At 61.9% G+C, this 25,777-nt stretch carries 19 protein-coding genes and 2 pseudogenes; 13 read left to right on the top strand and 8 right to left on the bottom strand.

The window, feature by feature from the left end; genetic code table 11:
• Nucleotides 1-122 precede the first annotated feature (122 nt).
• Nucleotides 123-596: a VOC family protein gene (locus tag AC1DE4_RS00515; protein ID WP_018858579.1), complete on the top strand. Its 474-nt coding sequence runs from the start codon at nucleotides 123-125 to the stop codon at nucleotides 594-596.
• A gap of 73 nt (nucleotides 597-669) precedes the next feature.
• On the opposite strand, the pseudogene AC1DE4_RS00510 reads toward AC1DE4_RS00515, so the two are convergent.
• Nucleotides 670-846 (bottom strand): annotated as a pseudogene (locus AC1DE4_RS00510) (diguanylate cyclase domain-containing protein); the annotation flags it as partial.
• A gap of 175 nt (nucleotides 847-1,021) precedes the next feature.
• On the opposite strand from AC1DE4_RS00510, the gene AC1DE4_RS00505 reads away from it, so the two are divergent.
• Nucleotides 1,022-1,393 carry a hypothetical protein gene (locus tag AC1DE4_RS00505; protein ID WP_037090126.1) on the top strand — a complete coding sequence of 124 codons (372 nt, stop codon included), beginning with the start codon at nucleotides 1,022-1,024 and terminating at the stop codon, nucleotides 1,391-1,393.
• A gap of 20 nt (nucleotides 1,394-1,413) precedes the next feature.
• Here AC1DE4_RS00505 and AC1DE4_RS00500 read toward each other — a convergent pair whose 3' ends face one another.
• Nucleotides 1,414-2,697 (bottom strand): cystathionine gamma-synthase family protein, encoded by a 1,284-nt coding sequence (locus AC1DE4_RS00500; protein ID WP_018116986.1) that lies wholly within the window; start codon nucleotides 2,695-2,697, stop codon nucleotides 1,414-1,416.
• Nucleotides 2,698-2,817: 120 nt separating this feature from the next.
• Between AC1DE4_RS00500 and AC1DE4_RS00495 the strand changes: the two genes are divergently transcribed.
• The gene (locus tag AC1DE4_RS00495) at nucleotides 2,818-3,276 is read left to right on the top strand and encodes an Lrp/AsnC family transcriptional regulator (protein ID WP_025660352.1); all 459 of its coding nucleotides are present in this window, start codon (nucleotides 2,818-2,820) and stop codon (nucleotides 3,274-3,276) included.
• A gap of 105 nt (nucleotides 3,277-3,381) precedes the next feature.
• Here the strand turns inward: AC1DE4_RS00495 and AC1DE4_RS00490 are convergent, their stop codons facing one another.
• On the bottom strand, nucleotides 3,382-5,922 hold the full coding sequence (locus AC1DE4_RS00490; protein WP_477879421.1) for an arylsulfatase: 2,541 nt from the start codon (nucleotides 5,920-5,922) through the stop codon (nucleotides 3,382-3,384).
• A gap of 168 nt (nucleotides 5,923-6,090) precedes the next feature.
• Between AC1DE4_RS00490 and AC1DE4_RS00485 the strand changes: the two are divergent.
• From AC1DE4_RS00485 to AC1DE4_RS00465, 5 genes and pseudogenes are all read left to right on the top strand, one after another.
• Nucleotides 6,091-6,168, top strand: a pseudogene (locus tag AC1DE4_RS00485) (Lrp/AsnC family transcriptional regulator); the annotation flags it as partial.
• A 66-nt stretch (nucleotides 6,169-6,234) separates the two neighbouring features.
• Nucleotides 6,235-6,936, top strand: coding sequence for an SDR family NAD(P)-dependent oxidoreductase (locus AC1DE4_RS00480; protein ID WP_018858576.1), 702 nt, complete (start codon nucleotides 6,235-6,237; stop codon nucleotides 6,934-6,936).
• A gap of 318 nt (nucleotides 6,937-7,254) precedes the next feature.
• Nucleotides 7,255-11,088 (top strand): peptidoglycan-binding protein, encoded by a 3,834-nt coding sequence (locus AC1DE4_RS00475; protein ID WP_477879419.1) that lies wholly within the window; start codon nucleotides 7,255-7,257, stop codon nucleotides 11,086-11,088.
• Nucleotides 11,089-11,395: 307 nt separating this feature from the next.
• Nucleotides 11,396-11,611 carry a hypothetical protein gene (locus tag AC1DE4_RS00470; RefSeq protein ID WP_018116992.1) on the top strand — a complete coding sequence of 72 codons (216 nt, stop codon included), beginning with the start codon at nucleotides 11,396-11,398 and terminating at the stop codon, nucleotides 11,609-11,611.
• Nucleotides 11,612-11,689: 78 nt separating this feature from the next.
• Nucleotides 11,690-12,094 carry a GFA family protein gene (locus AC1DE4_RS00465; protein WP_018116993.1) on the top strand — a complete coding sequence of 135 codons (405 nt, stop codon included), beginning with the start codon at nucleotides 11,690-11,692 and terminating at the stop codon, nucleotides 12,092-12,094.
• Between the two features lie 20 nt (nucleotides 12,095-12,114).
• Here the strand turns inward: AC1DE4_RS00465 and AC1DE4_RS00460 are convergent, their stop codons facing one another.
• Nucleotides 12,115-13,314 (bottom strand): MFS transporter, encoded by a 1,200-nt coding sequence (locus AC1DE4_RS00460; protein ID WP_169683776.1) that lies wholly within the window; start codon nucleotides 13,312-13,314, stop codon nucleotides 12,115-12,117.
• Nucleotides 13,315-13,447: 133 nt separating this feature from the next.
• Here AC1DE4_RS00460 and AC1DE4_RS00455 point away from each other — a divergent pair, with 133 nt between their 5' ends.
• The gene (locus AC1DE4_RS00455) at nucleotides 13,448-14,047 is read left to right on the top strand and encodes a TetR/AcrR family transcriptional regulator (protein ID WP_018858573.1); all 600 of its coding nucleotides are present in this window, start codon (nucleotides 13,448-13,450) and stop codon (nucleotides 14,045-14,047) included.
• Here AC1DE4_RS00455 and AC1DE4_RS00450 read toward each other — a convergent pair.
• Complete coding sequence (locus tag AC1DE4_RS00450; protein WP_018858572.1) at nucleotides 14,007-17,510, bottom strand: PAS domain-containing hybrid sensor histidine kinase/response regulator; 3,504 nt, start codon at nucleotides 17,508-17,510, stop codon at nucleotides 14,007-14,009. The two genes, AC1DE4_RS00455 and AC1DE4_RS00450, sit on opposite strands and share 41 nt — an antisense overlap.
• A 216-nt stretch (nucleotides 17,511-17,726) precedes the next feature.
• Here AC1DE4_RS00450 and mscL point away from each other — a divergent pair, with 216 nt between their 5' ends.
• Both mscL and AC1DE4_RS00440 read left to right on the top strand, forming a co-directional pair.
• Complete coding sequence (gene mscL, locus AC1DE4_RS00445; RefSeq protein ID WP_018116997.1) at nucleotides 17,727-18,170, top strand: large conductance mechanosensitive channel protein MscL; 444 nt, start codon at nucleotides 17,727-17,729, stop codon at nucleotides 18,168-18,170.
• A 124-nt stretch (nucleotides 18,171-18,294) separates the two neighbouring features.
• Nucleotides 18,295-19,461, top strand: a complete 1,167-nt coding sequence (locus AC1DE4_RS00440) for a pyridoxal phosphate-dependent aminotransferase (RefSeq protein ID WP_025660347.1) — start codon at nucleotides 18,295-18,297, stop codon at nucleotides 19,459-19,461.
• A 107-nt stretch (nucleotides 19,462-19,568) separates the two neighbouring features.
• Here AC1DE4_RS00440 and AC1DE4_RS00435 read toward each other — a convergent pair whose 3' ends face one another.
• Together AC1DE4_RS00435 and AC1DE4_RS00430 are read right to left on the bottom strand one after the other, a co-directional pair.
• Nucleotides 19,569-20,108, bottom strand: coding sequence for an isochorismatase family protein (locus tag AC1DE4_RS00435; RefSeq protein WP_018116999.1), 540 nt, complete (start codon nucleotides 20,106-20,108; stop codon nucleotides 19,569-19,571).
• A 248-nt stretch (nucleotides 20,109-20,356) separates the two neighbouring features.
• Entirely contained in the window at nucleotides 20,357-20,800 is a 444-nt protein-coding gene (locus tag AC1DE4_RS00430; protein WP_025660346.1) for an SRPBCC family protein, read from the bottom strand.
• A 624-nt stretch (nucleotides 20,801-21,424) separates the two neighbouring features.
• On the opposite strand from AC1DE4_RS00430, the gene galE reads away from it, so the two are divergent.
• Both galE and AC1DE4_RS00420 read left to right on the top strand, forming a co-directional pair.
• Entirely contained in the window at nucleotides 21,425-22,459 is a 1,035-nt protein-coding gene (gene galE / locus AC1DE4_RS00425) for a UDP-glucose 4-epimerase GalE (protein WP_025660345.1), read from the top strand.
• 132 nt (nucleotides 22,460-22,591) lie between these two features.
• Nucleotides 22,592-23,656: an enoyl-CoA hydratase/isomerase family protein gene (locus tag AC1DE4_RS00420; RefSeq protein WP_025660344.1), complete on the top strand. Its 1,065-nt coding sequence runs from the start codon at nucleotides 22,592-22,594 to the stop codon at nucleotides 23,654-23,656.
• On the opposite strand, the gene AC1DE4_RS00415 is transcribed toward AC1DE4_RS00420, so the two are convergent.
• Nucleotides 23,653-25,713, bottom strand: coding sequence for an ATP-dependent helicase (locus tag AC1DE4_RS00415; protein WP_477879413.1), 2,061 nt, complete (start codon nucleotides 25,711-25,713; stop codon nucleotides 23,653-23,655). The two genes, AC1DE4_RS00420 and AC1DE4_RS00415, sit on opposite strands and share 4 nt — an antisense overlap.
• Nucleotides 25,714-25,777 lie beyond the last annotated feature (64 nt).

Raw genomic sequence — 25,777 nt, 5'->3', positions numbered from 1 at the left:
TCAAATTTCGCGCTTGCTCGAATTTGTGATGCGATTGTGTGGTGCGGTGTCGGGAAGGGCCGACCGGGAACGTCCTTGGGGTGTCGAACCTTTCATCAGAGCAACAACGAGGAGGACAATCCATGCTCAAGGTCAGTTCGAATCTCTGGTTTGAGAAGGACGTCCAGCAGGCCGTCGAATTCTATGTGGCAACGATCCCGAATGCGTCCATGGGGCGCACGACCGTGCTTCCGGCCGAGACGCCGAGCGGCCCGCCCGGCAGTGTCATCATCATCGAGTTCAAGCTCGGGCATCAGGATTTCGTGGCCATGCAAGCCGGTCCGCTTGATGCGTTCAACCATGCATTCTCGATCTCGGTACAATGCGAGACGCAGCAGGAGATCGACCGGATCTGGAGCACCTTCCTGGAGAACGGCGGCGTGGAGGAGCAGTGCGGCTGGCTGCGGGACCGATGGGGCCTGTGTTGGCAGATCGTTCCCCGCGTGCTGAGTGAGATGATTGCCGATCCCGACCGGGAGCGCGCCAAGCGTGTCACCGAAGTCCTGCTCGGCATGGTGAAGCTCGATATCGCGAAGCTCGAAGCAGCCTACCGGTAGCTCTTGATGGCAGTTTTCGGTCGTGGCGGTGCGGGAACGGCAATCTTGTGGGTCGTGTGCGGGCATTGAAAACGCCTGCAACTCTAGCCGTGCGGATGCGGTTTGCGGCCTCTCGCAGAACCTCATCGCCGGCGTGACGGCCGAGCCTGTCATTGATGCCATTGAAGCCATCCATATCGAGATAGAGCGCCCCAAAGGTCTCGTTCGCCGTCAGCGCGGCTGTTTCTCCGTCATCGATGCGTCGGCACATACAACGATGCGATGGGGGCTGAGGGCAAGTGCATAGCGGCGTTCCTAAATGTGGACAACGCCCACACTGCGCGTGAGGCTTTCGTCTAAGCTTTGCCGGAACTGTTTGCTTCCGGGGGAAGACAGGCTAGATTTCACAAGGCAGACTGATGAAAGAGCTTTGGAGGAGCGATTTTATGAGACGGATGTGGCCGGAGGAGTTCAATTCCATTCTCGATGGAGCCGAGGAAGTCACGCTGGAGCTGCCGGCGGTGGAGCACGAAGACGGCTCACGCAGCGAGGCGGTGAGCCGCAAGGCCCTGAAGGTCCGCATGTCCATGGAGGACTACGAGCGCATCTGGCCGCTGGCCGAAATGCGCTACCGTCTCGATGGCAAGATGGCCGGCAAGGCGATCACCTTGATCACCACCAATCCGCACTATCATCGGTGGCACCCCGCCGATGGCGGCAGCGTCGACAATGTTTCCGACAGCGGCCGCCACTACACGACGAAGTACGTCGTCGTGCATTTCCTGCTCGACGATGTGAGGGAAACGGCGGCGGCCTGAGCCGCCGCTAGGATCCAGGTTCACGCGGCGTCCAATGCCTGTTGCAGGTCGGCGACGAGATCGTCCGGATGCTCGATGCCGATCGACAGGCGGATGGTCGATTCCAGGACGCCGATCCGCTGGCGGACGTCGGCCGGCACACCCGAATGCGTCATCGTTGCCGGATGGCTGGCGAGCGATTCCGTGCCGCCGAGGCTGACCGCGAGCTTGAAGATCTGCAGGGCGTTCAGGAACTTGAACGAGGCCGGCTGGCCGCCAACGATATCGAACGAAAAGGTCGATCCCGCACCGCTGCACTGCGCCGCGAAGGTCCGCCCGACCGGCGAATTGGCGTCGTGATAGGGCAGGTAGTGGATCCCCTCGACCTTTGGATGCTCGCGCAGGAAGTCGGCAACGACGCGGGCGTTGTTGTTGGCCCGCTCCATGCGGATCTGCAGGGTCTCCAGCGAGCGGCCGAGCATCCAGCAGGAGTGCGGGTCAAGCTGCGTGCCGATCGCGCCGCGCAGTGCCTTGACCTGCTTCATGACGGCCTTCGAGCCGAGGGCAGCACCCGCGATCAGGTCCGAGTGGCCGCCGACATACTTGGTCAGCGAGTAGAGCGAGATATCGGCGCCGTGCTCGATCGGCCGCTGGAAGACAGGGCCAAGCAGCGTGTTGTCGCAAGCAATAACAGGCGTGTGTCCCTGTTTCCTGCCGATCGCGTCTGCGACACGGCGGATCATTGCGACGTCGACGAGGCTGTTTGTCGGATTGGCTGGCGTCTCGACAAGGATGACAGACACCCGGCCCTTGGCCATGGCTTGTTCCGCAGCCGCTTGCACCGATGCCTCGCTGACGCCATCGGCAAAGCCCACCGCCGCAACGCCGAGATTGAGGAAGGTCTTGGCCAGCAGGGTTTCCGTTCCACCGTAGAGCGGCTGGGAGTGGAGCACGGCATCGCCGGGACGAACGAAGGCCAAGAGCGTCGTGGCGATCGCCGACATACCTGACGAAAATAGGGCGCAGCTTTCTGTTCGCTCGTAAACGGCAAGCCGGTCCTCGACGATCTCGCTGTTGGGGTGATTGAAGCGCGAATAGACGAGCCCCGCGCCTTTGCCTTCTGGCGGTTCCTTGCGGCCGGAGACGTAGTCGAAGAAGTCGCGGCCGTCCTCGGCGGACTTGAAGACGAAGGTCGACGTCAGGAACACCGGTGGCTTTACCGCCCCTTCCGACAATTCCGGATCGTAGCCATAGTTCAGCATCTGCGTTTCGGGATGCAGGGCGTGGTTGCCGATATGAGTCTTGGAAGGATGCGGTGCGGTCATTGTCGTCTCCTCGCGAGATGCCGTGATGCTCGCAAATTATATCAGAACGCGCGGACTGTTCTTGCTATTTGCCGCGCGGCTATGCTCTATAAAGCAACTTATTGCGGAGAATGGCGAATTGTGACGCAGAAAATTGCTGACGATATGGATCGGAAAATCCTCAAGGAGCTGATGAGCGACGCTCGCCTTCCCAACAACGAGCTTGCCGAGCGTGTCGGGCTTTCTGCGTCCGCCTGCCTGCGCCGTCTGCGCCGGCTGGAGGATGCTGACATCATTCACGGCTACACGACACTCGTCGATCCCACCATTGACGGCTGGACGATGACGGCGCTGGCGTCGGTTCGGCTCAGCCGCCAGCACGAGGACGAAATCCAGATGTTCGAGAGCGCGGTTCGCGGGTGGGACGAGGTACTGGAGTGCCATCTCGTCACCGGATCGCGCGACTACGTGCTGAAGGTGATGAGTTCAGGCCTCGAGGACTACGAACGGTTCATCAAGGGAAAGATCGCCCGGCTGAAATGCGTCGATACGATCGAAACCAGCTTCGTGATGAATACGATCAAGGCGCGGCGGGTGTAGTATCCGCAAGCTTGTCACGATCCGGGCATCTATTTCGTTAGGCGCCGCATGCTGGGAGCGGATGGCTGACATCGGTGCCCGCAGTGCCGGCGTGTTTCAACGCGATCATTGCGGCGCAGGCTGCATGTGGTGGATCGGGCTACCGTCCACAGCCACCGCCTGCGCATCCTCGAGTTTCTTGATGTCGTCCTCGCTCAAGGTCGGGCGATCCACCTTGATCGTCAGCTTGTTGAGCTTGGCAGTCAGCGCGAAGGGCGGCGAGTAGTCGGCATCGTTGACGCCCGTTAGCGTGTCGGAACCGACGTCGAAAGCCTCATCCCACTGCAGGATCATCGGAAGGGTGTGTTCCATCTTCTGGGTATCCACGACCTTGCCGTCCACCTTGAGTGTGCCCGTGCCCGATCGGCCGACGCCGCTCATGTTGTTGAAGGCGAGCGTTCCGATGCCGAGGCCATCATACTGGAAGTCGAATTCGAGCATGTGCTTGCCGGCAGTGAGCGCATCCGGCCCTTGCCATTTCACCCGCTTCAGATCGACCAGGTTCCAGAGGAACACCGGCTTGCCCTTGAGAAGATAGAAGCCGTAACCGGCGAAGCGGCCTCCCGAAGTCAGGATCATGCCTTCAGCGTCCCCCTGTGGCACGTCGATGTCGGCGGTGATCGTGTAGGAGCTGTTGAGCAGGGACGGCGAGTCGCCCTGCGGCAGGCCCGTCATCGGATGCGTGTAGGTGAACTCGGTGCGGCCGGCCGTGATGTTCGGGCGCGGGGCGACGATGCGTGCGGCGACCGAGGCGTCCATCGGGAAGACCTGGTATTTCTTCGCCTCGGCGAGGAAGAGATCCTTCATCGCCTTGACCTTGTCGGGATTCTCAGCGGCGACGTCCTGCGACTGGCTGAAATCCTTGCTCAGATCATAGAGCTGAAGGACCTGGTTGTTTAGCGGGTCCGGGTTGGCGGTGCCGAAGGCTTCCCAGGGCGCACGGTTTACCTTGGTGCTGAGCAGCCAGCCGTCATTGTAAAGGGCCCATTGGCCGAACATCTCGAAATACTGCGTCTTGTGGCGAGTCGGCGCCTTGGCATTCACCTTGTCGAAAGTATAGGCGAAACTCGTTCCCTCGATCGGCGCCTGCTTGATGCCGTCCACCATGTCCGGCGCCGGAATGCCTGTTACCTCAAGCAGCGTCGGGACGACATCGATCACGTGCATGAATTGCTCGCGCAAGCCACCCTTGTCGGTAATCCGTACCGGCCAGGAGACTGCCATGTTCTGCCCGACGCCGCCGAGCCGCGAGGCGTTCTGCTTGAACCAGGAGAAGGGCGTATCGAAGGCCCAGGACCAGCCCGCCGACATGTGGTTGTAGGTCTGTTCGGTACCCCAGACGTCATACCATTTCATCTGTACATCGGTCGGCATTTCATTGATGCCGTTGAAGAACGCCACCTCATTGGGTGTGCCGAGAGGGCCGCCTTCCGCGCTCGTACCGTTGTCGCCGTTGATGTAGATGACGAGCGTGTTGTCGAGCTTGCCCATGTCCTCGATCGCCTGGACGACGCGCCCGATCTCGTGGTCGCTGTAGGCGGCGTAGGCGGCATAGATTTCCGCCTGCCTGATGAAGAGTTTCTGGTCCTCTGGTTTCAGATCGTCCCAGTTCTTGAGGATACTGGAGGGCCAGGGCTCCAGCTGCGTGTCCTGCGGGATCACGCCCAGCTTCTTCTGGTTCTCGAAGATCTGCTCGCGCAGCTTGTTCCAGCCTTGGTCGAAGAGATGCATGGCGCTGATCTTCTCTACCCACTCCTTCGTCGGGTGATGAGGCGCGTGTGTTGCGCCGGGCGCGTATTTCATGAAGAAAGGCTTGTCAGGCGCCGTCTGGTTGAGGCGAGTGAGATAATCAATGGCGTCATCGGCCATGCCGGTCACGAGGTTCCAGCCTGGCTTGCCCTCGAAGGGATAGATCTGGGTGGTGTTGCGGAACAGGTTCGGCTGCCACTGGTTCGCGTCGCCGCCGACGAAACCGTAGAAATATTCGAATCCCATGCCAGTCGGCCATTTGTCGAACGGCCCGATCGAGCTGGCGGCGAAGGCCGGGGTGTTATGGTCCTTGCCGAACCAGGAGGTGGCGTAACCATTGTCGCGCAGGATCCGGCCGATGGTGGCCTTGTCCTCGGGGATGATACTATTATAGCCGGGGAAACCCGTCGACTGCTCGGAGATCACGCCGAACCCGACCGAATGATGGTTCCGTCCGGTGATGAGAGCCGCGCGGGTCGGCGAGCACAAGGCAGTCGAGTGGACATTGTTGTACCGAAGGCCATTGGCGGCGACGCGATCCATGGTTGGTGTCGGAATAACGCCGCCGAACGTGCTCGGCACACCGAAGCCTGCGTCATCCGTGATGACCAGCAGGATGTTCGGCGCTCCTTTCGGCGGCACGATACGGGGCGCCCACCAGGGTTTCGAACTGAGAGCATCGTTGGTGATGGTACCGCCGAAACTCGGGTCCGGCGCCGGCAGCTGCCTGCCATCGATGGTTGTCGTAGCACCCGGCGCACCCAGTGTTCCGGTGACTTGTTGTGCATATGCCGCTCCTGTAGCAAGAGCCAATGTTGCTACGGCGGAAGCCAGTGACATCAGTCTCGTCAGTTTCATGACGGTTCCCTCCAACTAGCCCAAAATCGAACTCCCTTTCATTCCAAGCGGTTCGTTTACTTCTGGTAGAAGATATCACGAGAGCGAGGCCAAAACCATGCGCGTGGGGCATTAGCACAATGGTGGAGTGGTCTAGGCCGGCCTCGAGGAGCGGCGGTTTATCATGGAAAGATCGCCCGCCTGAAATGCGTCGATACGATCGAGACCAGCTTTGAGATGAATACCATCCAGGCGCGGTGGGTGTAGTATCCGCAGGCAAGCTTGATGCTCACCTGCGCCGCAGGTTTCGTCGACAACGACCGGAGGACAGCTATGACCGAGTTTCCTTACAGTTCCGCTCTCATCGTCGGTGCAGGCCCGGGCCTCAGCGCGTCGCTTGCGCGTCAACTGACCGGGCGCGGCGTCAGGGTCGCGCTGGCGGCGCGCAACACCGACAAGCTGAGCAAACTCGCTGGCGAAACCGGCGCGCTGATGTTTGCGGCGGATGCCGCCCAGCCGGCGTCCGTCGCCGCCCTTTTCGACGAGGTCGCGGCGGAAATCGGGGATCCGGAGGTTGTAGTCTATAACGCCAGCGGGCGCCTGCGCGGACCGTTGACCGAACTCGATCCGGCAGCGGTCGAACAGGCAATTGCGGTCAGCGCCTATGGCGGCTTTCTCGTTTGCCAGCAGGCTGCAAGGCGCATGATCCCCCAAGGGCGCGGAGCGATCCTGTTTACCGGGGCGACGGCGAGCGTGAAGGGATATGCCCAGTCGGCCGCGTTTGCCATGGGCAAGTTCGCCCTTCGCGGCCTTGCCCAGAGCGCTGCCCGTGAATTGGGGCCGAAGGGAATTCACGTCGCCCATTTCATCATCGATGGCGGAATCCGATCGGAGGTGCGCCGGGAAGACCCGGCCAAGCCGGATGCGACGCTCGACCCGGATGCCATCGCGCAGACCTACATCGATGTCTTACTGCAGCACCGAAGCGCCTGGTCACAGGAAATCGAGGTTCGGCCATGGACGGAATCGTTCTGATCTCCGTCTTGAGCCTTTCAGGGGACTGGCCGATTTCAGCACGCAAAGTGCTGAAAATCCTGAAAAGTTAAAAAAATCTCACGTCGGTTAACGGGTTATTTACCACGTTTCGTGAAAGGTGCTGTTTGAGCATTGGCGACTTGCATTCCTTTTTTCAGTCTCGCGTTTCATGGGAATGCCGCTACGCCGTACAGGTTGAGGAAAGTCTAATTGATTATCCCTTCATGAACGGTGCTCACGCCCGCATTCCGATGCGGCGGTGACGGAAGCCAATGATCGGCCCTGACGAGGGTTCGGACAGATGAAGCGAGCAAGAAGATGAACGGATCGCGATCAAATTCCCCACGGCATTCCGACAGGGCTTCGCTCGATGCGCTGAACCGCACCATCGAAGGCCTGGAGGCGAGGATCGAGGGTCTGATGGGTGCGGGTGCTCGCGACCAGCGCCAACGCGCTCCGGCGCCGGAGCGCGACGTCTACTCTGATCCTTACGCCGCCCGCGCACCCCATGCCGCCGAGGCGCGGCCGGATCCTTTCGCAGAAATTCGCCAGCGCCAGCGCATCCTGGAAGCAAGCCGGGAACGTCCTGCTGCGCGCGAACCCGCCGCCTACACGCGCGAGCAGCCAGCTCCGTCGCGTGCGCCGCTCCCTGTTGCCGAACGCGCGCCGCGTCCCGCCGCTCCGCAACCGGCCTCGGCACAGCCGGCCTATCGTCCGGCGGAAGACACGATGACCGAGATCGCGCAAGCGCTCGTCAATCTTCGCCAGGACCTGAAGCGTGACATCTCCGATGGCGTGACGCGCGAAATGAACGCATTGCGAGAAGAGATCCGCAGCATCAAGGTCGGCGCGGAAGACAACCGGTTCGCCGATGACATCCGTGCCGATATGACCCGCCTCGCAAGCAGCATCGATCAGCTTGCCAGCCGCTCCAGCGCGCCTGAGGCGCAAGGGCTGCGTGGCGAGTTCGAAGAGCTCCGCTCGTTGATGGACGGGCTCGCCCGCGAGGATTCCATTCGCCACATGGAGACCCGCTGGGACGGCGTCGAGAACCAGCTGCATGCGCTCGACACCGCCGGCCTGCAGGAGGAGCTTGTGGCGCTTGCCTACCGGCTCGACGATATCAAGCGCCATATCGGCGGCATGGGGGAAAGCCCGGCCGTTCGCGCACTGGAGGACAAGCTTATTTCCATCGCCACGGCGATGGAGCAGTTCGGCAGCATGATCCAGCCGCACGATCGGGCGATGGCCGAGCAGTTTGCGGCAATGGATAGCCGTCTCGACGAAATCAGCCGTGCTATCGCGGCAACCGGCCGCGCTGCCGCCAGCGGCGATCCGGCCATGATGCATCGTCTCGAAGGCCGCCTGAACGCCCTGGGCGAGCAGATCGATCTAATGGGTCATAGCGTCGCGAGCCGCGCGGCCCCGACCGATGCCCTGGCGGATCGGTTGGAAACCCTGACGTTGCGCGTCGAGGAACTCGCCAACGCCGAGGCGACCTCGCGCCTCGACGAGCGCCTGGAGCATCTGTCCTACCTGCTCGAGCGGAGCCACAAGGCTGCGCCACAGCCGGAACTGACCGGCGCACTCGCAGATATCTCGCGCAAGATCGACGCACTCGAAGTCGGCTCGGTCAACGATGCGCTTGCGCAGCGCCTCGACTATCTCGCGCGCCGCATCGACGAGATGGACTTCCAGCCGCTTCAGCCCGTCGTTGCTTCCGTGGACGACAGTGCTATCAGGCGCATCGAAGGGCGGCTCGGCGATATCGTCGCACGCCTGGAGGAAAGCACCGCGGCACCGGCGGCTGATACGCATGCGCTACGCAACCTCGAGGACCAGATCGCAAACCTTTCGGCGCTTATGAGCGAGCCGCGGCCGGCTGCCGAACTGCCGGCGGAATTCGACCGCCGCATGGGCGCGATCGAAGACTACATGGCGACCAGCGACGAATACATCATCGAGGCTGCCCGCCAGGCGGCGGAAGCGGTGGTCGAAGCCTATGCAAGAAACGGTGCCCTGCAAGGTGGCGCGCCGGCTGCGGCTGATATGTCGGCGCTCCATGCGCTTGCCGAAGACTTGCGTCAGCTCGAAGACCTGAGCCGCAGCAGCGAAGAGCGCACGCACAAGACCTTCCAGGCCCTGCACGAAACGCTGGTCCAGATCGCCGAGCGACTGGACACCATGGAAGACCGCGCGGTCGCAAGGCCGGCAGCGAGAATGCCGGCGGCCGATGTCGATTTTGCCGTCGATACTTTTACGATGATGCAGGCCGGCGCCGAGGAAGCACAGAAGCCGGTGGTTTTCGGAACCCGCGCCTCGGCAAGCAGTCAGCCCGAGGTCGCCGACGAAGCGCCCGCCCTACCGGTCATGGCGACGACCGACACCAGTGTGGTCGCGATCGAAGCGGCAATGAAGCCCGTATCATCCGCAGCTCCCTCCAAGGGTAGCCTGCTTGCTGGCCTCGGCAAGCGCCTGCTGCCCGGCAAGAAGGCCAAGGCTGAGGCCGCCACCGCTGAACGCACGCTCATCGACCCGGTTCCTTCCATCGATCCGGTCGATGTGATGCCGCCGGAAGCTGCCAATGAGCCACTGGAGCCCGGCTCCGGCGCGCCTGACGTCAAGAAGATCCTCGAGCGCGTGCGCGCCAGCCAGAACGCCGCCCGCGTGAATGCGAAGCCGGCAACGGAAAACGAGCGCGCGGACTACATCGCCGCAGCCCGCCGCGCCGCGCAGGCTGCTGCGATGGAGACAGAGCCGAGCGCCAAGCCACAGCCAGCCAAGGCCGACAGGAAGGCAAAGGACAAGGATGCGGTGAAGGGGAGCACCTTCTCGCGCTTCCGCCGTCCGATCCTGCTGGCCGTCGGTGCCGTATTGCTGGCCATCATGGCGTTCCCGCTTGCCCGCACGCTGACGACCGGCCAGTCGGCGCCGTCCGCCGAAGTGGCGGTGCTGACCGATTCATCCAGCAATGCCCTGCCGGTGGACAGCGAGACGGCGCCCGACCAGGCCGTGGTAGCCGCTCCGGAGGTTCCGGCCACTGAAGCCCCGGCCGTGGACGCACTGGCCGCGCCGCTTGCGAGCAGCGATACGGCACCGGCGCCGGCAGCACCCGACCATCTGACGGCCGCCGCACCGCTGACCGGCGACGCGGTTGCCCCGCTCGCGCCCTCCGGCGCTCCCCAGGACGCCTCCGGTTTCGTTGCCAAGGAAACGACGCCGGCTGCTGCCGGCATGGCGACGACGCCTGCCGCTCCGGTGGCGGAAACAGCCGGCATTGCCATTCCCGACACGGTACAGCCGAAGTCGCTCGCGGATGCCGCCAGGAGCGGCGATCCGCTGGCGCTGTTTGAAATCGGCGCCCGCTACAGCGAGGGCCGGGCCGGCGTCGCCGCCGATCCGAAGGAAGCGATAAGCTGGTATCAGCTCGCCGCCGACAAGGGCTTCGGCCCGGCGGAGTATCGCCTCGGAAACATCTACGAGAAGGGCACAGGCGTCGACCGCGACATCGCCAAGGCGAAGCAGTATTACGAGCAGGCGGCAAACCGCGGCAACGCCAGCGCGATGCACAATCTCGCCGTGCTCTATGCCTCCGGCGCGCTCGGCCAGCAGGATTACAAGGCAGCCGCGGACTGGTTCGTCAAGGCAGCTGACCTCGGCATCACCGACAGCCAGTTCAACCTGGCGATCCTCTGTGCCCGCGGCAATGGGATCACGCAGGATCTGACCGAGTCCTACAAGTGGTTTGCGATTGCCGCCAAGGGCGGTGACAAGGACGCGGCACAGAAGCGCGAGGAAGTTGCGAAAGCCATGAAGCCGGACCAGCTTGAGAAGGCGCGTGCCAAGGTTGACCAGTGGAAGGCCGTGCCGCTCGACAGCAAGGCGAATGGCGTGGACCTTCCCGACGAGTGGGTCGGCAATGCCACCAAGACCTCGACCGTCGATATGAAGAAGGCGATCCGCAACATCCAGGCGATCCTCAACAACAACGGCTTCGACGCTGGCCAGCCGGACGGCGAGATGGGCGCGAAGACGGTTGCGGCGATCAAGAACTTCCAGAAATCGATCGGCCAGGAGCCGAGCGGGAAGATCAACGACGATACGGTGAAGGCCCTGCTGGCGCGCAACAAGGGTCCTGCCACCAAGGTCTGACCAAACGTTCGCCCGATCTCCCAGGCCGCGCATGAGAGATCGGCACGTATGCGCGCTTGGCGTGCAGGTCCGTGCAAGCTTCGCGGAATACCTATGAGCACAGGCCTTGATGCAGTTGATCGACCCGCGAATGGCACGATTGTATTTTATCGTGGCTCAGGCGGAGTAATTTCGCATTCGACGTGTATTTCTTTGGCAAATGCTATTTGCAAAATATTGCAACTATGATTCTTCTTGCTGCGTAAGTGCTCTGCGTATCGTGATTCGTGAATATCTTTGATGCTGAATGACTTGGCGGAGATTCCGAATGATAGGTCTGGATATTGAGAGTTGGGCGCTGACGCGAGCTCATCATATTGTCCTGAACGAGGGATTGAATCTTGCGAAGGCGGCGCAAGATCTGGATCGCAAGCGGTCGCGTACGCTGGTATACGAGCTTCAGAAAGTTATCGCCGCCGCCATTCTTGAAGCGCATGCAGCCTCGATCAATTCCAATAGACTGCAGGCGGGGCAGGAAGCCTGATTTTGTCTTGCCTGGACGCGGTGGCCATCGACTGAACTCGGCGACTCCGGCCGTTGCAAAGGGCGGAGGAGGAACCCCATGAAGAGAACCTACACGGGCAGCTGCCATTGCGGCAAAATCCGCTATGAGGTCGATGCCGATCTCCAGGCCGGCACCGGTCGCTGCAATTGCTCGGTCTGCGGCAAGCGGCGCTATTGGGGCGCGATCGTCAAGCCTGAGGATTTCCGCCTGCTGTGCGAGGAGACAGCGGCGGGCGACTACCAGTTCGCATCGATGAGCGGCCATCACCGCTTTTGCCGGATCTGCGGCCTGCATGCCTACGGGCATGGCCATATTCCCGAGATCGGCGGCGACTACGTTTCGATCAATATCGCCTGCCTCGACGACATAACGCCGGAGGAGCTCGCCGCGCTGCCCATCCGCTACATGGATGGGCGCCACGACAACTGGTGGAATGAGCCGGCGGTGACGAGTTACCTCTAGGCCCTTTCAGGGTTCTAGTCTCAGGCAGGCAGCCTGGCAGCCCTGCTGCGCTCGGCGCGCAGGCCGAGAAGCCCGGCGCCGGTTACCAGAATGATCGCCGTTGCGTAGAGATCGGTGGTCAGCTGGTAGCCGAGAGACTTGGCGAGGAAGCCGGCGAGAATGGCCGGAAGGCTAAACGCCAGATAGCTCTGGATATAGAAGGCCGACAACAGGCCGGCGCGCTCGTCGGCCTTGGCGAGCGGCATGATCGTGCCGATCGACCCGAGGAAGTTTGTGCCGAATCCGGCGCCGGTAAAGAAGGTGCCGACGAGCAGCAGCGGCACGTTGCCGAAGTGGACGCCGGCGACAACAGTCAGAATTCCAAGCGTGGTCGCCGCCGTGCCGAAGCCGAGATTGGCCGCGCCGGACTTGGCGCGCCTGAGATAGACCACAACCGCCCCCGACACCATCAGCGCCGTCACGATCAACCCGCCCGTGAGCGGCGCCCGGCTGCCCGTCGTGCTGGCGACCAATGACGGAACCAGCGAGAGGTAGAAGCCGCCAAGCGTCCAATTGGCGATGTTGATCGGCGTCACCAAGGCGAGCGGCCGTTTGACCTGCGGCGGAATCGAAATTGTCGGCTTCAACGAATTCCAGAAACCCGGCCGACGGCCGCCAGTCTCCCGGGTCGCCCAGATGGCGCCGGCTTGCCCGGCGAAAGCCGCGAGCAGGATGGCATAGACGAGGTGGAGCGGGAAGGGACCATACTGGATTAGGGCGCTCGTGCCGACTGCACCGACCGCCATGCCTGACAGCGGTGCGATGGAGTTGACGATCTGGCCCTTCGCCCGGTCGACGTCGACCAATGCTGCCCCAATCGAGGCGCCGGCAATTCCGGTTGCCAGGCCTTGCACGATCCGCGCCGCGATCAGCCAGTCTGGGCCACTTGCCACGACGAACAACGCCATGGCGACGATCTCCAACATCAGGGCGGTGAAGATCACCGGCTTGCGGCCGAGGTGGTCGGAGATCGAGCCCGCTATCAGCAGTGCAGTCAGGAGCGCGAAGGCATAAACCGCGAAGATCACGGTGATCAGCACCGGCGAGACCGCAAAGCTTTCCTGATAGATTCGATAGAGCGGCGTCGGCGCTGCGGAAGCGCCGAAGAAGGTTGCCAGCGTAATTGCATGGAAGGGGATCGGATTACGGGAGGTCGGTGTGGATTTGGCGGCGCCGAACATATATAAGCCTCTTAAAGCTAATTTGTTGCGTTAGCCATGTAGGTCGACCTGCCATTAAAAGCAAATAATTTGCGTTAACAGCTCGATCAAAGATGTTGAAGCATGCGCCGGCGCAGGAAACAGGACGTTAGAAATGGCAGCAAAAGAAAATCCCCGGCCGGGCGGCCGCAGCGCCAGGGTGCAGGCTTCAGTGCATCAGGCAGTCCGCGAACTGCTGGCCGACATGGACCGGGCAGACGTGACAATCCCGCTGATTGCAACAAAGGCCGGCGTTACCCCGTCGACCATCTACCGTCGCTGGGGCGACCTGCAGGAATTGCTGGCCGACGTCGCCGTCGAGCGCCTGCGCCCGGACATGCAGCCGATCGACACCGGCAGCGGCCGAAGCGATCTTGAAGCCTGGGCGGAACAGTATGCCGAGGAGATGTCCTCCGGCGTTGGGCGCGAGATTATCCGCGACGTGCTGGCCGCGCAGGACAATGCCAATGCCGCCAAGTGCTGCGCCTTCACCCGCGAGCAGGTGGAGCTGCTGAGCGATCGGGCGCTCGCGCGCGGCGAGAGCTTTCCGCTGGTCGATAGCGTGATGGATCAGGTCGTTGCGCCGATCATCTACCGCATACTTTTCGGCGACGAGCCAACCGCCGAGCGTGTGCGCGGCCTCGTGTCCGGCGTGATGGCGAAGGATGCGGCGGTCACTCCGCCGCCGCCCGCTTCTGAGCGGAAATCTGCGTAATGTAGGCCCTCAACGCTGCCGGGCGCACCGGTTTGTGTTGGAGCCCAATGCCGTGCCGCTCGACTTCGGCGCGGACCTCCGGCGTGCGGTCGGCCGTGACGATCAGCGCCGGAATGAACGCCATGAAACGCTCCCTGAGCGTCAGGATGGCGGAAACGCCGGTGCCGTCGCCGAGGTGATAGTCCGCGATCACGAGATCCGGCGGCGGCTGGCGTGTATCGAGCGCGCCGACATCGGCCAGCGAACCCAGGCATCGCACCTCGCAGCCCCAGCCGCTGATCAGCAGCTGCATGCCTTCCAGAATATGCGGCTCGTTGTCGACGCAGAGGACCTTCAATCCCTGCAGGCTCTGCGCCGAATGCTCCACCGGCTGGGCTGCGCCCAAGCGCTCGAGTAGTCGCGACGCGTCTCGCGGCATGACGATGCGGAAATCCGTGCCCTTGCCGTGTGTCGAGTGGAGTTCCACCGGGTGATTGAGGACACGCGCGATGCGATCGACGATCGAGAGGCCGAGGCCCAGTCCGGAAGCCGTCCTGGCGCCTTCGTCGAGACGGGCGAATTCCTTGAAGACCGTCCGGAACTTCGAAGGCGGAATGCCGATCCCGGAATCCATCACCTGGATGACGACCTGATGTCCGCGCCGACGCGCACCAACCAGCACCTTTCCGTCGATCGTGTATTTGATCGCGTTGGAAACAAGATTCTGCACGAGGCGGCGAAGCAGGTTGGGATCGGAGCGGACCCGAAGCGAGGTTGGCATCACCACCAGCTTCAGGTTTTTCTCACGGGCGATCGGCTCGAAGTCCGTTTGGATCCGCTCCAGCAGGTCGGAAAGTGGCACGGAGGCGAGGCGCGGCCGCATCGCCCCGGTGTCCAGCCGCGAAATATCGAGAACCGCGCCAAGGATGGTTTCGACCGATTCCAGCGCGGAATCGATGTTGCGAACGATCGCACTGCTTTCGGACTTTCCCATGCGCTCGACAAGCGCCGAGGAATAGAGCCGGGCCGCATTGAGCGGCTGCAGGATGTCGTGCCCGGCAGCGGCGAAGAAGCGTGTCTTTCCTAGATTGGCTTCGTCGGCGGCGGCTCTCGCTTCGCCGAGTTCGCGATTGACACGGGTCAGTTCCGCCGTCCGCTCGGCAACGCGCTGTTCCAGCGTTTCGTTCGCCTGCTTGAGCGCTCGGTCGGCGGCGACGCGTTGGGTGATGTCGGTAAAGGTTGCGACGATGCCCTTGTCCGGCATCGCGTTGGAGCGCACTTCGATGATGCGTTCGCCGCCGCCGAGCACCAGCGCGAAGGGTTTGTCCAGCGTCAGGAAGTGCCGGACGGTCTGGTTGACGTCGCCGGCTGGCACATCGCCGCGCTGGCTGAGGATCGCCACGATGTCGGCGAGCGGGAAGCCCACCTGTCCGGTATTCTCCGGAAGGTCCAGCAACTGCCGGAAACGGCGGTTCCAGATCGTCAGGTTGTTCGAGCTGTCGAAGACAGCGATGCCCTGGTCCATCTGAGACAGCGCCGTCTGCAGCATGTCCTGGTTATATTGCAGGGCCTCGCTCGCCTGGTCGAGCAGCCAGGCGGTGTCGGCCGAGGCGTCCTCCACTTTCTGAAGGATCAGCGACAGCACAAGTCGAGCGGAGGAAGAGCCGATGGCGCTGCCGAGCAGCTGTTCCGTAAAATGAATGAGCGCCATGTCGGCTGGTTGGTCGTCCTCCAGCTTGCGGCCCGAATTCTGCTGGTAGGTCTGGAACGAACGCTCCATGCGCTCCTCGCCGAGATAACGCGAGACCGTCGCCTTGAGATCGGCGATACTGATGCGGGTCTTCCAGCCGCGCGTGGCAAACTGCGAGCGGGACTGCCGCTTGACGAAGATGCCGGCCTGGATGCGTTCGAGCGGCCGCGCATTGCGGGTCACCGATCCGACGACGAAGAAGGCGGTGTTGACGAGCAGGCTCATGACCGTGGCATTGACCAGCGGATCGGCATCGGGTGCCGAAAAGATCGTCGTGCCGGGAAAGATGAAACCGAGGACTGCGCTTGCGACACCCGAATAGTCCGGTCCGCCAAGCGAAGGCAGGAACAGCAGGTAGACCCAGATCACGAAGCCCGACGTCAGCCCAAGAATGGCACCGCGCGCATTGGCTCGCCGCCAGACAAGGCCACCGAACAAGGAAGGGGCCATCTGCGCAATCGCGGCGAAGGAGAGGAGGCCGATCGAGGCCAGCCCCGTCGTGCTGTCGGTTGAACGATAATAGGCGTAGCCGAGCAGCAGTACGGCGAAGATCGCGCTGCGCCTTATGTTGAGCAGCGTCTTGGCGAAATCGCTGCGCTGACCCGAGCGGTCGACGAGCTTCCGGTGCAGGAAGATCGGCATGATGATGTCGTTCGACACCATGATCGACAGCGCCACCGAAGCGACGATCACCATGGCGGTGGCGGCGGAAAAGCCGCCGATGAAGGTAATCAGCGAGACAAAGGGCATCTGCCCGGTAAGCGGTAGCGAAAGCACGTAGAGATCGGCATTGCCGCTGCCGCCAAACGTCAGCAGGCCACCGATCGCCACCGGCAGCACGAAGAGATTGATGGCAACGAGATAGAGAGGGAAGAGGAAGCCGGCCAGCCGAAGCTCCCGGGCGGTCCTGTTCTCGACAACGGTGACGTGGAATTGTCGCGGCAGCATGATGATCGCAAACGCGGACAACAGCGTCAGCGTGATCCAGCGGCTGATCGGTGTCTGGTAGTTCAGGGCCGAGAGCACGAGCTGGTTTTCGCTGGCCTTCTGCCAGAGATCGGATGGACCGTCGAAAAGGAACCAGACCACGCAGACGCCGGCGGTGAGGAAGGCAAACAGCTTGACCACCGACTCCATGGCGACGGCAAGGATCAACCCGTCCTGGTGCTCGGTCGCATCCGTGTGGCGCGTGCCGAACATGATCGCGAAGCAGGCGAGCACTAGCGTTACGAGCAGTGGCAGGTCGAGAAAATAGAGGTTGCCGCTGCCGATGCCGTAATCCGACGGGTTGAGCATAGCCGTCACGGTGCTCGACACCGATTTGAGCTGCAGGGCGATATAGGGGATAGCGCCGACGAGGGAGATCAATGCCACGATTGTCGCGACCGCCGGATTCTTGCCGTAGCGCGCGGAGATGAAATCGGCGACGGATGTCAGCTTCTCGGCCTTGGCGAGCTCGATGATCCGCCGCAGCACCGGCATCCCGAGCGTGAAGACGAGGATCGGGCCGATATAGATGCCGAGGAATTCCAGCCCGCGTTGCGATGCCAGTCCGACACCACCGAAATACGTCCAGGAGGTGCAGTAGATCGCGAGGCTGAGTGCATAGACCGCGGGGCGGCCGCCAACGGGCGTTCCGAACATCCGACGCCTGCGGTCGCCATGGCTCGCGACCGCAAAGAGCAGTAGCAGATAGCCGAAGGCAGATGCAAGTATGACCCAGCCTGGCAGCATTGAACCTCCACCGATGCACCACGCACCGGTTCTCCCGGACAGTTGCAGATTACGGGAATTTGGCGTCGTTGAACATCAGGGGGTGTATAGGTCTTAAGTCAAAGACCGCACGCAGGTCCAATAATTTGTAATTGGCAATTGAATAATTGCATCGAACATGTAGCTAATAAAAACAATGACCTGTCAGTGCGACTGCATCAGAGGGAGACGGATCGGATGCTCAATGAGTTTAAAGCATTTATCGCCCGCGGCAATGTCATGGACCTTGCTGTCGGTGTTATCATCGGCGGCGCTTTCGGGGGGATCGTCAGGTCGCTGGTGGACGATATCATCATGCCGATCGTCGGTGCCATTTTCGGCGGCTTCGACTTTTCCAACTATTTCATCGGCCTCTCTGCCAACGTGAACGCGCCGACACTGACCGCAGCCCGCCAGCAGGGCGCGGTCCTGGCCTATGGCAGCTTCATCACGGTTTTGATCAACTTCCTGATTCTCGCATGGATCATCTTCCTGATGGTCAAGGGCGTGAATACGCTCCAGAAGCAGGTGGACAAGCAGATGAAGATCAAGGAGGCCAAGGACGAGGCGGCCGCGCCGCCGGCCGATGTGGCGCTGCTGACGGAAATTCGCGACCTGCTGGCCAAGCGTCCGGCCGTCTGATGAGATTATGAGCCTTCGCCGACGGGCGCGGGGCTCATCCATCACGAAAATCGATATCGCATCACCGAATGTCATGGGATTTGCCGCCTTATTTGCTTTATATGAGCGCAAACCGGAGTGATGCATGTCGATAGTCAGTAGTCTTAGCCCGCGCGCCCTCTTGGCGCCAGAAAGCGGGATCGTCGAAGTTGTCAACTATGCCCGTGGCCGTGACGGCCTCCTGCCGCTTTGGGTCGGCGAGGGAGATCTGTCGACGCCGGATTTCATCAACAAGGCGGCGATCGAAGCGCTGTCGGGTGGCGAGACCTTTTATACCTATCAGCGCGGCATCCCGGAGCTGCGTCAGGCGCTTTCCGACTACTATGCCAGACATTTCGACGTCTCCCTGCCGGTCGAGCATTTCTATGTCACCGGTTCCGGCATGCAGGCGATCCAGATCGCCGTGCAGGCGCTGACCTCGCCGGGCGACGAGCTCGTCTATCTGGCGCCCGCCTGGCCGAACATCGCCGCCGCCCTGGAAATTGCCGGCGCCCGGTCGGTCGGCGTCCAACTGACCTTCGAGGGCGGCAAGTGGGCGGTCGATCTCGACCGTATCGCGGCGGCCATCACCCCGAAGACCAGGGGGCTGTTCATCAACACGCCGTCCAATCCGACCGGCTGGACTGCAACCAAGGATGATCTCGCAGCCATCCTGGCGCTCGCGCGCAAGCACGATCTCTGGATCATGGCCGACGAGATCTACGCGCGCTATTACTTTGCCGGCGGTCGCGCGCCGTCCTTCCTCGATGTGATGGAGCCCGACGACAAGGTGATGTTCGTCAACTCCTTCTCCAAAAACTGGTCGATGACCGGCTGGCGTGTCGGCTGGATCGTTGCCCCGCCGCAAACCGGCCAGGTGCTCGAGAACCTCATCCAGTATTCGACCTCGGGCGTGGCGCAGTTCATGCAGCGCGGCGCGGCCGCGGCCCTGAATGAGGGCGACAGCTTCGTGCAGTCGAACATCGACAAGGCCAGACGCTCCCGCGACATCCTGTGCGACGCGCTGATTGCAACGAACCGCGTCGAGACGCTGAAGCCGGACGGCGCCCTCTATGCATTCCTCAAGATCGACGGCGTGACCGACAGCCGCAAGGCAGCGATCGACATCGTCGACAAGACGGGTGTCGGGTTGGCACCGGGCGCGGCGTTCGGCGCTGGCGGCGAGCTCTTTCTGCGCGCCTGCTTCCTGCGCGACCCGGCCCAGATCCAGGTGGCGGCCGACAGGCTCTGCGACTATATCCTCAAGCTCTAGGAGTGTGGAGCCGGCTCGACCCGGCTTTTGCGTGAGCGCGTAGCCAACGCCCCGCCGCGTACTCAGACAGGCCGACAGAGCAGATTAGCCGCTGGCGCGGACTCGCGCTAGGCGGCGATCAAGGAGGCGCTGTCGACAACTTCCGCGAAGTCTGCCTTGAGGTGGGCCATCGTGACATCAAAAATGACGCGCGCCGACAGGTTTTCGGAAGGTAGGTCAAAACCCAGGACGGCATCCCGAATGACCGTCATTCTAAAGCCAAGGTCTGCCCCGGCGCGCACCGTAGAGTTGACACAAAATCCGGCGACCGCACCTGTTACGATAAGGCTCGTGATACCCTTTTCATGAAGGTATCGTGCCAATTCCGTTGAGGCGAAGCCCGACGACGTGGTCTTCACGAATACCGGCTCATTCGCGATTGCTTCAGCGCAAGGCATCGCCGGATAGCCCGGCGCATCCGGATGCAGCGGCGATGCCGGGTCATCATCCCTGTGTCTTATGTGGATTACCGGTTGCCCCGCGTGGCGGAAGGCCGTGACAATGGCGGCGATCCTTTCAGGAGCGTTGGAATTGACGTGGTCTCGTCCAGCATCCAGGCGATGCTGCATCGTCATCTGCATATCGATAATGACAAGTGCCGCCGTCATTTTACTGATCCCTAGTATGCTCGGTGCCCCGACCAATCACCTAGCATGGGGTGAGAGAACCGCAAAGGGCCGACAACGACAACGCGCTCGGCGGGAAAGCGCCCGGCCGCCCGGTCGGATGCTGAGAAGGGGGCCAGCGTCGGCGATAGCCCAATGAAGCCAGGCGGCTTCAGCCGCCAAGCTCCACTTTCGTTTTGGATTGCCTGGTTGACCAAAAAGTCGTCCTATTATCAAGCAGCTTTCGAGGCTCAATCGTTGATTTCGGGCTCGACGAGCTTTGCCAGATTGCGCAGCGATTCCTGCCAACCGAGATAGCATGCCTCCGGGGGAATAACGTCCGGTACGCCCGCCTGGACAACATTCAGTTCGGTGCCGACGGAGACCTTCTTCAAGGTCACCGTGACCTCCATCTCACCGGGAAGGTTCGGGTCGTCGAACTTGTCCGTGTAACGGAGCTTCTCGTTCGGAACCAATTCCAGATAGCTGCCACCAAAGGAGTGGCTATTTCCAGTCGTAAAGTTCCGGAAGGACATCCTGTGTGTTCCGCCGACAGTCGGCTCCAGATGATGCACTGTGCACGTAAACCCATTTGGCGGAAGCCATTTGGCCAGCGCATCCGCCTCCAGGAATGCGCGATAGACTTTCTCAGGGCTGGCCGCCAGAACGCGGTGAAGATGTATCGTGTTGAGCATGATGATCCTCCTTTGAATGCAGCATGGGAATGCCCGAGGACGAACCTATCTTTGTCAGTCCGACAATGGATTGAAAATATTCGCTCTCAGCCTATGTCGGTTCCGTGTCCAGTAGGGCTGACATTGTTGCTCCTGCCAGTCCAGTTGTCTTTACGGTTGGCGTGCCAGCTATACAGCTTGGGCATGTTTGGTGTAGCAATTCCCTTAGAGGTTTAGCGGGGAGAGTGGGACCGTGGTGAGGAAGATAATTTCTCTCTTATTGGGAACGGTGCTCGTCATCTCCGGAATCTATGGCGTCCTGTACCTGCTGTATTTCACCGTTTATCCCGTCAGGACCCTGTATTATCTGGTGCCCGGCGGGCTGTTCGTCATTGGTATAGTGATCCTGTGGGAAGATCTTACCAAATTCCTTCGGCGGCATTGAAAGTCTGGACCTGGTGAGCTGCCGCAGAAAAGAGCCCTCGAAATGGTACATCAATAAAATTGTAGCGGAGCCCGAAATCGGCCTCTAACCACGCCATCAAACTTACCGGCGAGGAAGCCCCGCAGAGCGCTTTCGATAGGAAATTCTGAAAGGAAAGCAGCGTCAGATGCCCCCGCGTGAATGAAGTGGGGATGCGGGATATGGCAATTTTGGTCACGGGTGGCGCGGGCTACATCGGCAGCCACATGGTCTGGACATTGCTGGATGCGGGCGAAGACGTCGTTGTCCTGGACAATCTTTCGACCGGCTTTCGCTGGGCGGTCTCTCCGCGTGCGCGCTTCTATCTCGGCGATGTCGCCGATGCCCAGCTTCTGAAGACGATCTTCATCGAAAACGACGTCGACGCCATTATTCATTTTGCCGGCTCCGCGATCGTGCCTGCATCCGTCGCCGATCCGCTTGCCTATTACGACAACAATTCCGGCAAGACGCGGGCGCTGTTGAGCGCTTCGATCAATGCCAACATCCGCCATTTCGTCTTTTCCTCCACCGCCGCCGTCTACGGGCCGCAGAAGACGTCCGAGCCGGTCAAGGAGACCGCGCCGCTCAATCCCGAGAATCCTTACGGCCAGTCCAAGCTGATGACGGAATTCATGCTGCGGGACGCGGCGGCAGCCTACGATTTTGCCTATGTCGCGCTGCGCTACTTCAACGTCGCCGGCGCCGACCCGTTGGGGCGCAGCGGTCAATCGACATCAGGCGCCACTCACCTGATCAAGGTCGCCTGCGAGGCGGCACTCGGCAAACGCACCGGTGTTCATGTCTACGGCATCGATTACCCGACTCATGACGGTACCGGCGTGCGCGATTACATCCATGTCAGCGACCTCACCGCGGTTCACTTGAAGGCGCTGCAGCATCTACGCCGTGGGAGCGGCTCGCTGGTTGCCAATTGCGGCTACGGCGCCGGGTATTCGGTGCTCGACGTGCTCAATATGGTCAACTGCCTGCACGGACACTCCTTCAAGATTCACATGGCGCCGAGGCGTCCGGGCGATGCCGCAAGCGTTGTTGCGGACTCAAGCCTTGCCCAACGCGTTCTCGATTGGAAGCCGACACACGATTCATTGGAGACAATCGTTCAAAGCGCGCTCGACTGGGAACAGTTCCTGATGGATCGCAACGTCGACGATCTACAGAGCCTCCATCGAGCGCTCGCCGCCGCCTCGTTCTGAGAAACGAAATCAATCCCAGGCTCAGCCATCGACTATGCCGTCGAGTGCGCTAAGGTGGCATGACGGTTGATGGCACCGGTTCGCTTGACGCCGGATGGCGACCCGAAGGTGCAACGGAGCGAGGAGGTCAGCATGCGGGACGAGGTTCACCAGAGTGAGGTGATTGTCGAACGGCGGGGCTCGGCCGGCATCATCCGCCTCAATCGACCGCGTGCGCTGAACAGCCTGACACTCGATATGGTCCGCGCCTTTGCCGCTGCAATGGACGATTTCGCGGCAGACGCCAGCATCGCCATGGTGATCGTATCGGGCGAGGGGGAGCGCGGCTTCTGCGCCGGCGGCGACATTCGCGCACTGCACGAGAGCGGCCGCGCCGGCACCGATCTGGCAATGACCTTCTGGCGCGAAGAGTTTCGCTTGAACCATCGGATCGCGACCTACCCAAAGCCCTATGTGGCGCTGATGGACGGCATCACCATGGGGGGCGGCGTCGGCCTGTCATCGCACGGCCGCCACCGCGTCGTAACGGAACGAACCAAGCTTGCCATGCCGGAAACGGGCATCGGCTATTTTCCGGATGTCGGGGCGACCTGGCTGCTGCCACGCGCGCCGGGCGAGGCCGGCACCTGGATGGGGCTGACGGGACTGACAGTCGACGCGGCAGATATCATTTATGCCGGACTGGCCGATTGCCATATCGCTTCTTTCCGGCTGCCTGACATCGTCGATACGCTGGCGGAACTGCCGCGAAACGCGGCGCCCCGTGACGTCGAGGTGGTGCTGAAGAATCTCTCCAGCGATCCGGGGACGAGCGCCGTCAAAAGCAACCGCGACCTGATCGAACGTTGCTTTCATTTCGGCACCGTCGAGGAAGTCATCGATGCGCTTGGGAAGGAGCCCGGCGATTTTGCCGCCGAAACGCTGCGGATCATCCGAACCCGCTCCCCGACCAGCCTGAAACTTGCGCTTCGTCTGCTGCGCCAGGGAAGGCAAAGCAGGAACCTTGCCGAATGCCTGAACCGCGAACTCGGCGCCTGCCAGCAGATATTGAAAAGCCCGGATTTCTACGAGGGCATCCGCGCCGCCATTATCGACAAGGATCGCAATCCGCAGTGGATGCCGGCGACATCGGAGGCGGTCGACCAGGCGGCCATCGATGCCTTCTTCCGGCCCGCGGAGCCGCCGCTGGCGCTCTAGCGCCACATCCCGCGCATGCGTGCGCCGACATCGACGCGCACCTGTCGGGCCTGATGCGACGCGCCGCCATCGGCTCTGGATTGTGGCCAGCCGACCACCTCGAAGAACTGCAGCAAGGTTGCCGGAATGAAGCGCGTGCGCGACGCATAGACGTGCCGGTCGCCCTGCGCGTTCTGGCCGTGCGTGAAGAAGCGTTGCGGCACGACGAGGTCGAGATTGTCCTTGGCGCGGGTCATCGCGACGTAGAGCAGTCGCCGTTCCTCCTCGATCTCGGCGCTGGTGCCGACCGCGAGGTCGGACGGGATGCAGCCGTCGACGACGTTCAGCATGAATACCCGTGTCCATTCCTGGCCCTTGGCGGAATGGATCGTGGAGAGGATCAGATAATCCTCGTCGAGCAGCGGCACACCGGCCTGGTCGCTGGTCGCATCCGGCGGGTCGAGCGTCAACTCCGTCAGGAAACGCTCGCGGGAAGGATAGCCGCTGGCGATCTGCTCGAGTTGCAGAAGGTCGGCCTGGCGGGTCGAGGCGTCCTCGTGCAGGCGTTCGAGATGCGGCGAATACCATTCGCGGACGAGGCCGATTTCTGCCGGCCAGCCGGCCTTGCCTGTCTTCACTTCCTGGAGCATCGCAACGAAGGCCGTCCAATCCTCGCCGGAGCGGGGAGGGGCCGGCAGGTCGGCAAGGGCCTGCATCGGGCTTGCATCCGCGGCCATCTGGTCGATGACGCGCTGCGCCGTCGAGGGCCCGACACCCGGGAGCAGTTGCATCAACCGGAAGCCGGCGACGCGGTCGCGCGGGTTCTGAGCAAAGCGCAGGGCGGCCAGCATGTCCTTCACATGCGCGCTGTCGAGGAATTTCAATCCGCCGAATTTCACGAACGGAATGTTGCGCCGTGTCAGCTCGACCTCCAGCGCTCCGCTGTGATGCGAGGCACGGAAAAGCACCGACTGCTGCTTGAGCTTCACGCCTTCTTCGCGGTTCTCCAACACCTTGTCCGCCACGTATCGCGCCTGGTCGGCCTCGTCGCGCACGGTGACGAGCCTTGGACGCTGGGCCGATTGGCGCTCTGTCCAGAGGTTCTTGGTGAAGCGCTCCGAGGCGAGATCGATGACGGCATTCGCCGCCGCGAGGATTGGCTGCGTCGAGCGGTAGTTGCGATCGAGCGTGATGATGTTTGCCGAGGGGCTGAACGCGGCCGGAAAGTCGAGAATGTTGCGCACGGTGGCCGCGCGAAAGGAATAGATCGACTGCGCATCGTCGCCGACGACGGTTAAGCCTTGTCCACCAGGCTTCAATGCGAGCAGGATCGTGGCCTGCAGCCGGTTCGTATCCTGGTATTCGTCGACAAGCACGTGGTCGAAGCGGCTGCCGATATCGTCGGCGATGATCGGTTCGCTGACCATCTGTGCCCAGTAGAGGAGCAGATCGTCATAATCGAGAATGTTCTGGCTCTGCTTGGCCTCGACATAGGCGCCGAAGAGGTCTCGCAACTGGTTTTCCCAGGACGAGCACCAGGGGAACGCGTCGCGCAGAACGAGGCCGAGTTCGCTTTCCGAATTGACCACGCGCGAATAGATCGCAAGGCAGGTGCCCTTTGTCGGAAATCGGTTCTCCATCTTCGAGAAGCCGAGCTCGTGCCGGATGAGGTTCATCAGATCGGCGCTGTCTTCCCGGTCATGGATCGTAAAGGCGGGGTCGATGCCGATCTGTACCGCATAATCGCGCAACAGCCGTGCCCCGATGCCGTGAAAGGTTCCGCTCCAGGCAAGCGCGTCCGCCATGATGCCGGAATTGCCGCCGAGCACCTGGACACAGATACGCTCGACACGACGCGCCATCTCGGCGGCCGCGCGCCGGGAAAATGTCATCAGCAGGATCCGGCGAGGATCGGCGCCTTTGACGATCAGGTGCGCAACGCGATGCGCGAGCGTGTTCGTCTTGCCCGAGCCGGCGCCGGCGATGACGAGCAAGGGACCGGCAACGTGGGTGCCGTCAGTGAGCGTGCCGTATTCAACGGCCGCGCGCTGCTGGGGATTGAGCTTTTCAAGATACATTCAGCCGTCCGGTTGCTTCGGCGGAGAATCGCACCGCGGAAATATTCGACGTTCCTTGAATGTT

This window comes from Rhizobium sp. 10N414, assembly GCF_056394785.1.
The sequence above is the reverse complement of the archived record's forward strand: the minus strand, read 5'-3'. Positions and strand labels throughout refer to the sequence as shown.

Coding starts and splice junctions, on each gene's coding strand:
- AC1DE4_RS00460 (WP_169683776.1), bottom strand. CDS start 13,314: ATGTTCGGCGCCGCCAAATCCACACCGACCTCCCGTAATCCGATCCCC.
- AC1DE4_RS00515 (WP_018858579.1), top strand. CDS start 123: ATGCTCAAGGTCAGTTCGAATCTCTGGTTTGAGAAGGACGTCCAGCAG.
- AC1DE4_RS00435 (WP_018116999.1), bottom strand. CDS start 20,108: ATGACGGCGGCACTTGTCATTATCGATATGCAGATGACGATGCAGCAT.
- AC1DE4_RS00455 (WP_018858573.1), top strand. CDS start 13,448: ATGGCAGCAAAAGAAAATCCCCGGCCGGGCGGCCGCAGCGCCAGGGTG.
- AC1DE4_RS00415 (WP_477879413.1), bottom strand. CDS start 25,713: ATGTATCTTGAAAAGCTCAATCCCCAGCAGCGCGCGGCCGTTGAATAC.
- galE (WP_025660345.1), top strand. CDS start 21,425: ATGGCAATTTTGGTCACGGGTGGCGCGGGCTACATCGGCAGCCACATG.
- AC1DE4_RS00505 (WP_037090126.1), top strand. CDS start 1,022: ATGAGACGGATGTGGCCGGAGGAGTTCAATTCCATTCTCGATGGAGCC.
- AC1DE4_RS00450 (WP_018858572.1), bottom strand. CDS start 17,510: ATGCTGCCAGGCTGGGTCATACTTGCATCTGCCTTCGGCTATCTGCTA.
- AC1DE4_RS00480 (WP_018858576.1), top strand. CDS start 6,235: ATGACCGAGTTTCCTTACAGTTCCGCTCTCATCGTCGGTGCAGGCCCG.
- AC1DE4_RS00470 (WP_018116992.1), top strand. CDS start 11,396: ATGATAGGTCTGGATATTGAGAGTTGGGCGCTGACGCGAGCTCATCAT.
- AC1DE4_RS00465 (WP_018116993.1), top strand. CDS start 11,690: ATGAAGAGAACCTACACGGGCAGCTGCCATTGCGGCAAAATCCGCTAT.
- AC1DE4_RS00420 (WP_025660344.1), top strand. CDS start 22,592: ATGCGGGACGAGGTTCACCAGAGTGAGGTGATTGTCGAACGGCGGGGC.
- mscL (WP_018116997.1), top strand. CDS start 17,727: ATGCTCAATGAGTTTAAAGCATTTATCGCCCGCGGCAATGTCATGGAC.
- AC1DE4_RS00475 (WP_477879419.1), top strand. CDS start 7,255: ATGAACGGATCGCGATCAAATTCCCCACGGCATTCCGACAGGGCTTCG.
- AC1DE4_RS00500 (WP_018116986.1), bottom strand. CDS start 2,697: ATGACCGCACCGCATCCTTCCAAGACTCATATCGGCAACCACGCCCTG.
- AC1DE4_RS00490 (WP_477879421.1), bottom strand. CDS start 5,922: ATGAAACTGACGAGACTGATGTCACTGGCTTCCGCCGTAGCAACATTG.
- AC1DE4_RS00440 (WP_025660347.1), top strand. CDS start 18,295: ATGTCGATAGTCAGTAGTCTTAGCCCGCGCGCCCTCTTGGCGCCAGAA.
- AC1DE4_RS00430 (WP_025660346.1), bottom strand. CDS start 20,800: ATGCTCAACACGATACATCTTCACCGCGTTCTGGCGGCCAGCCCTGAG.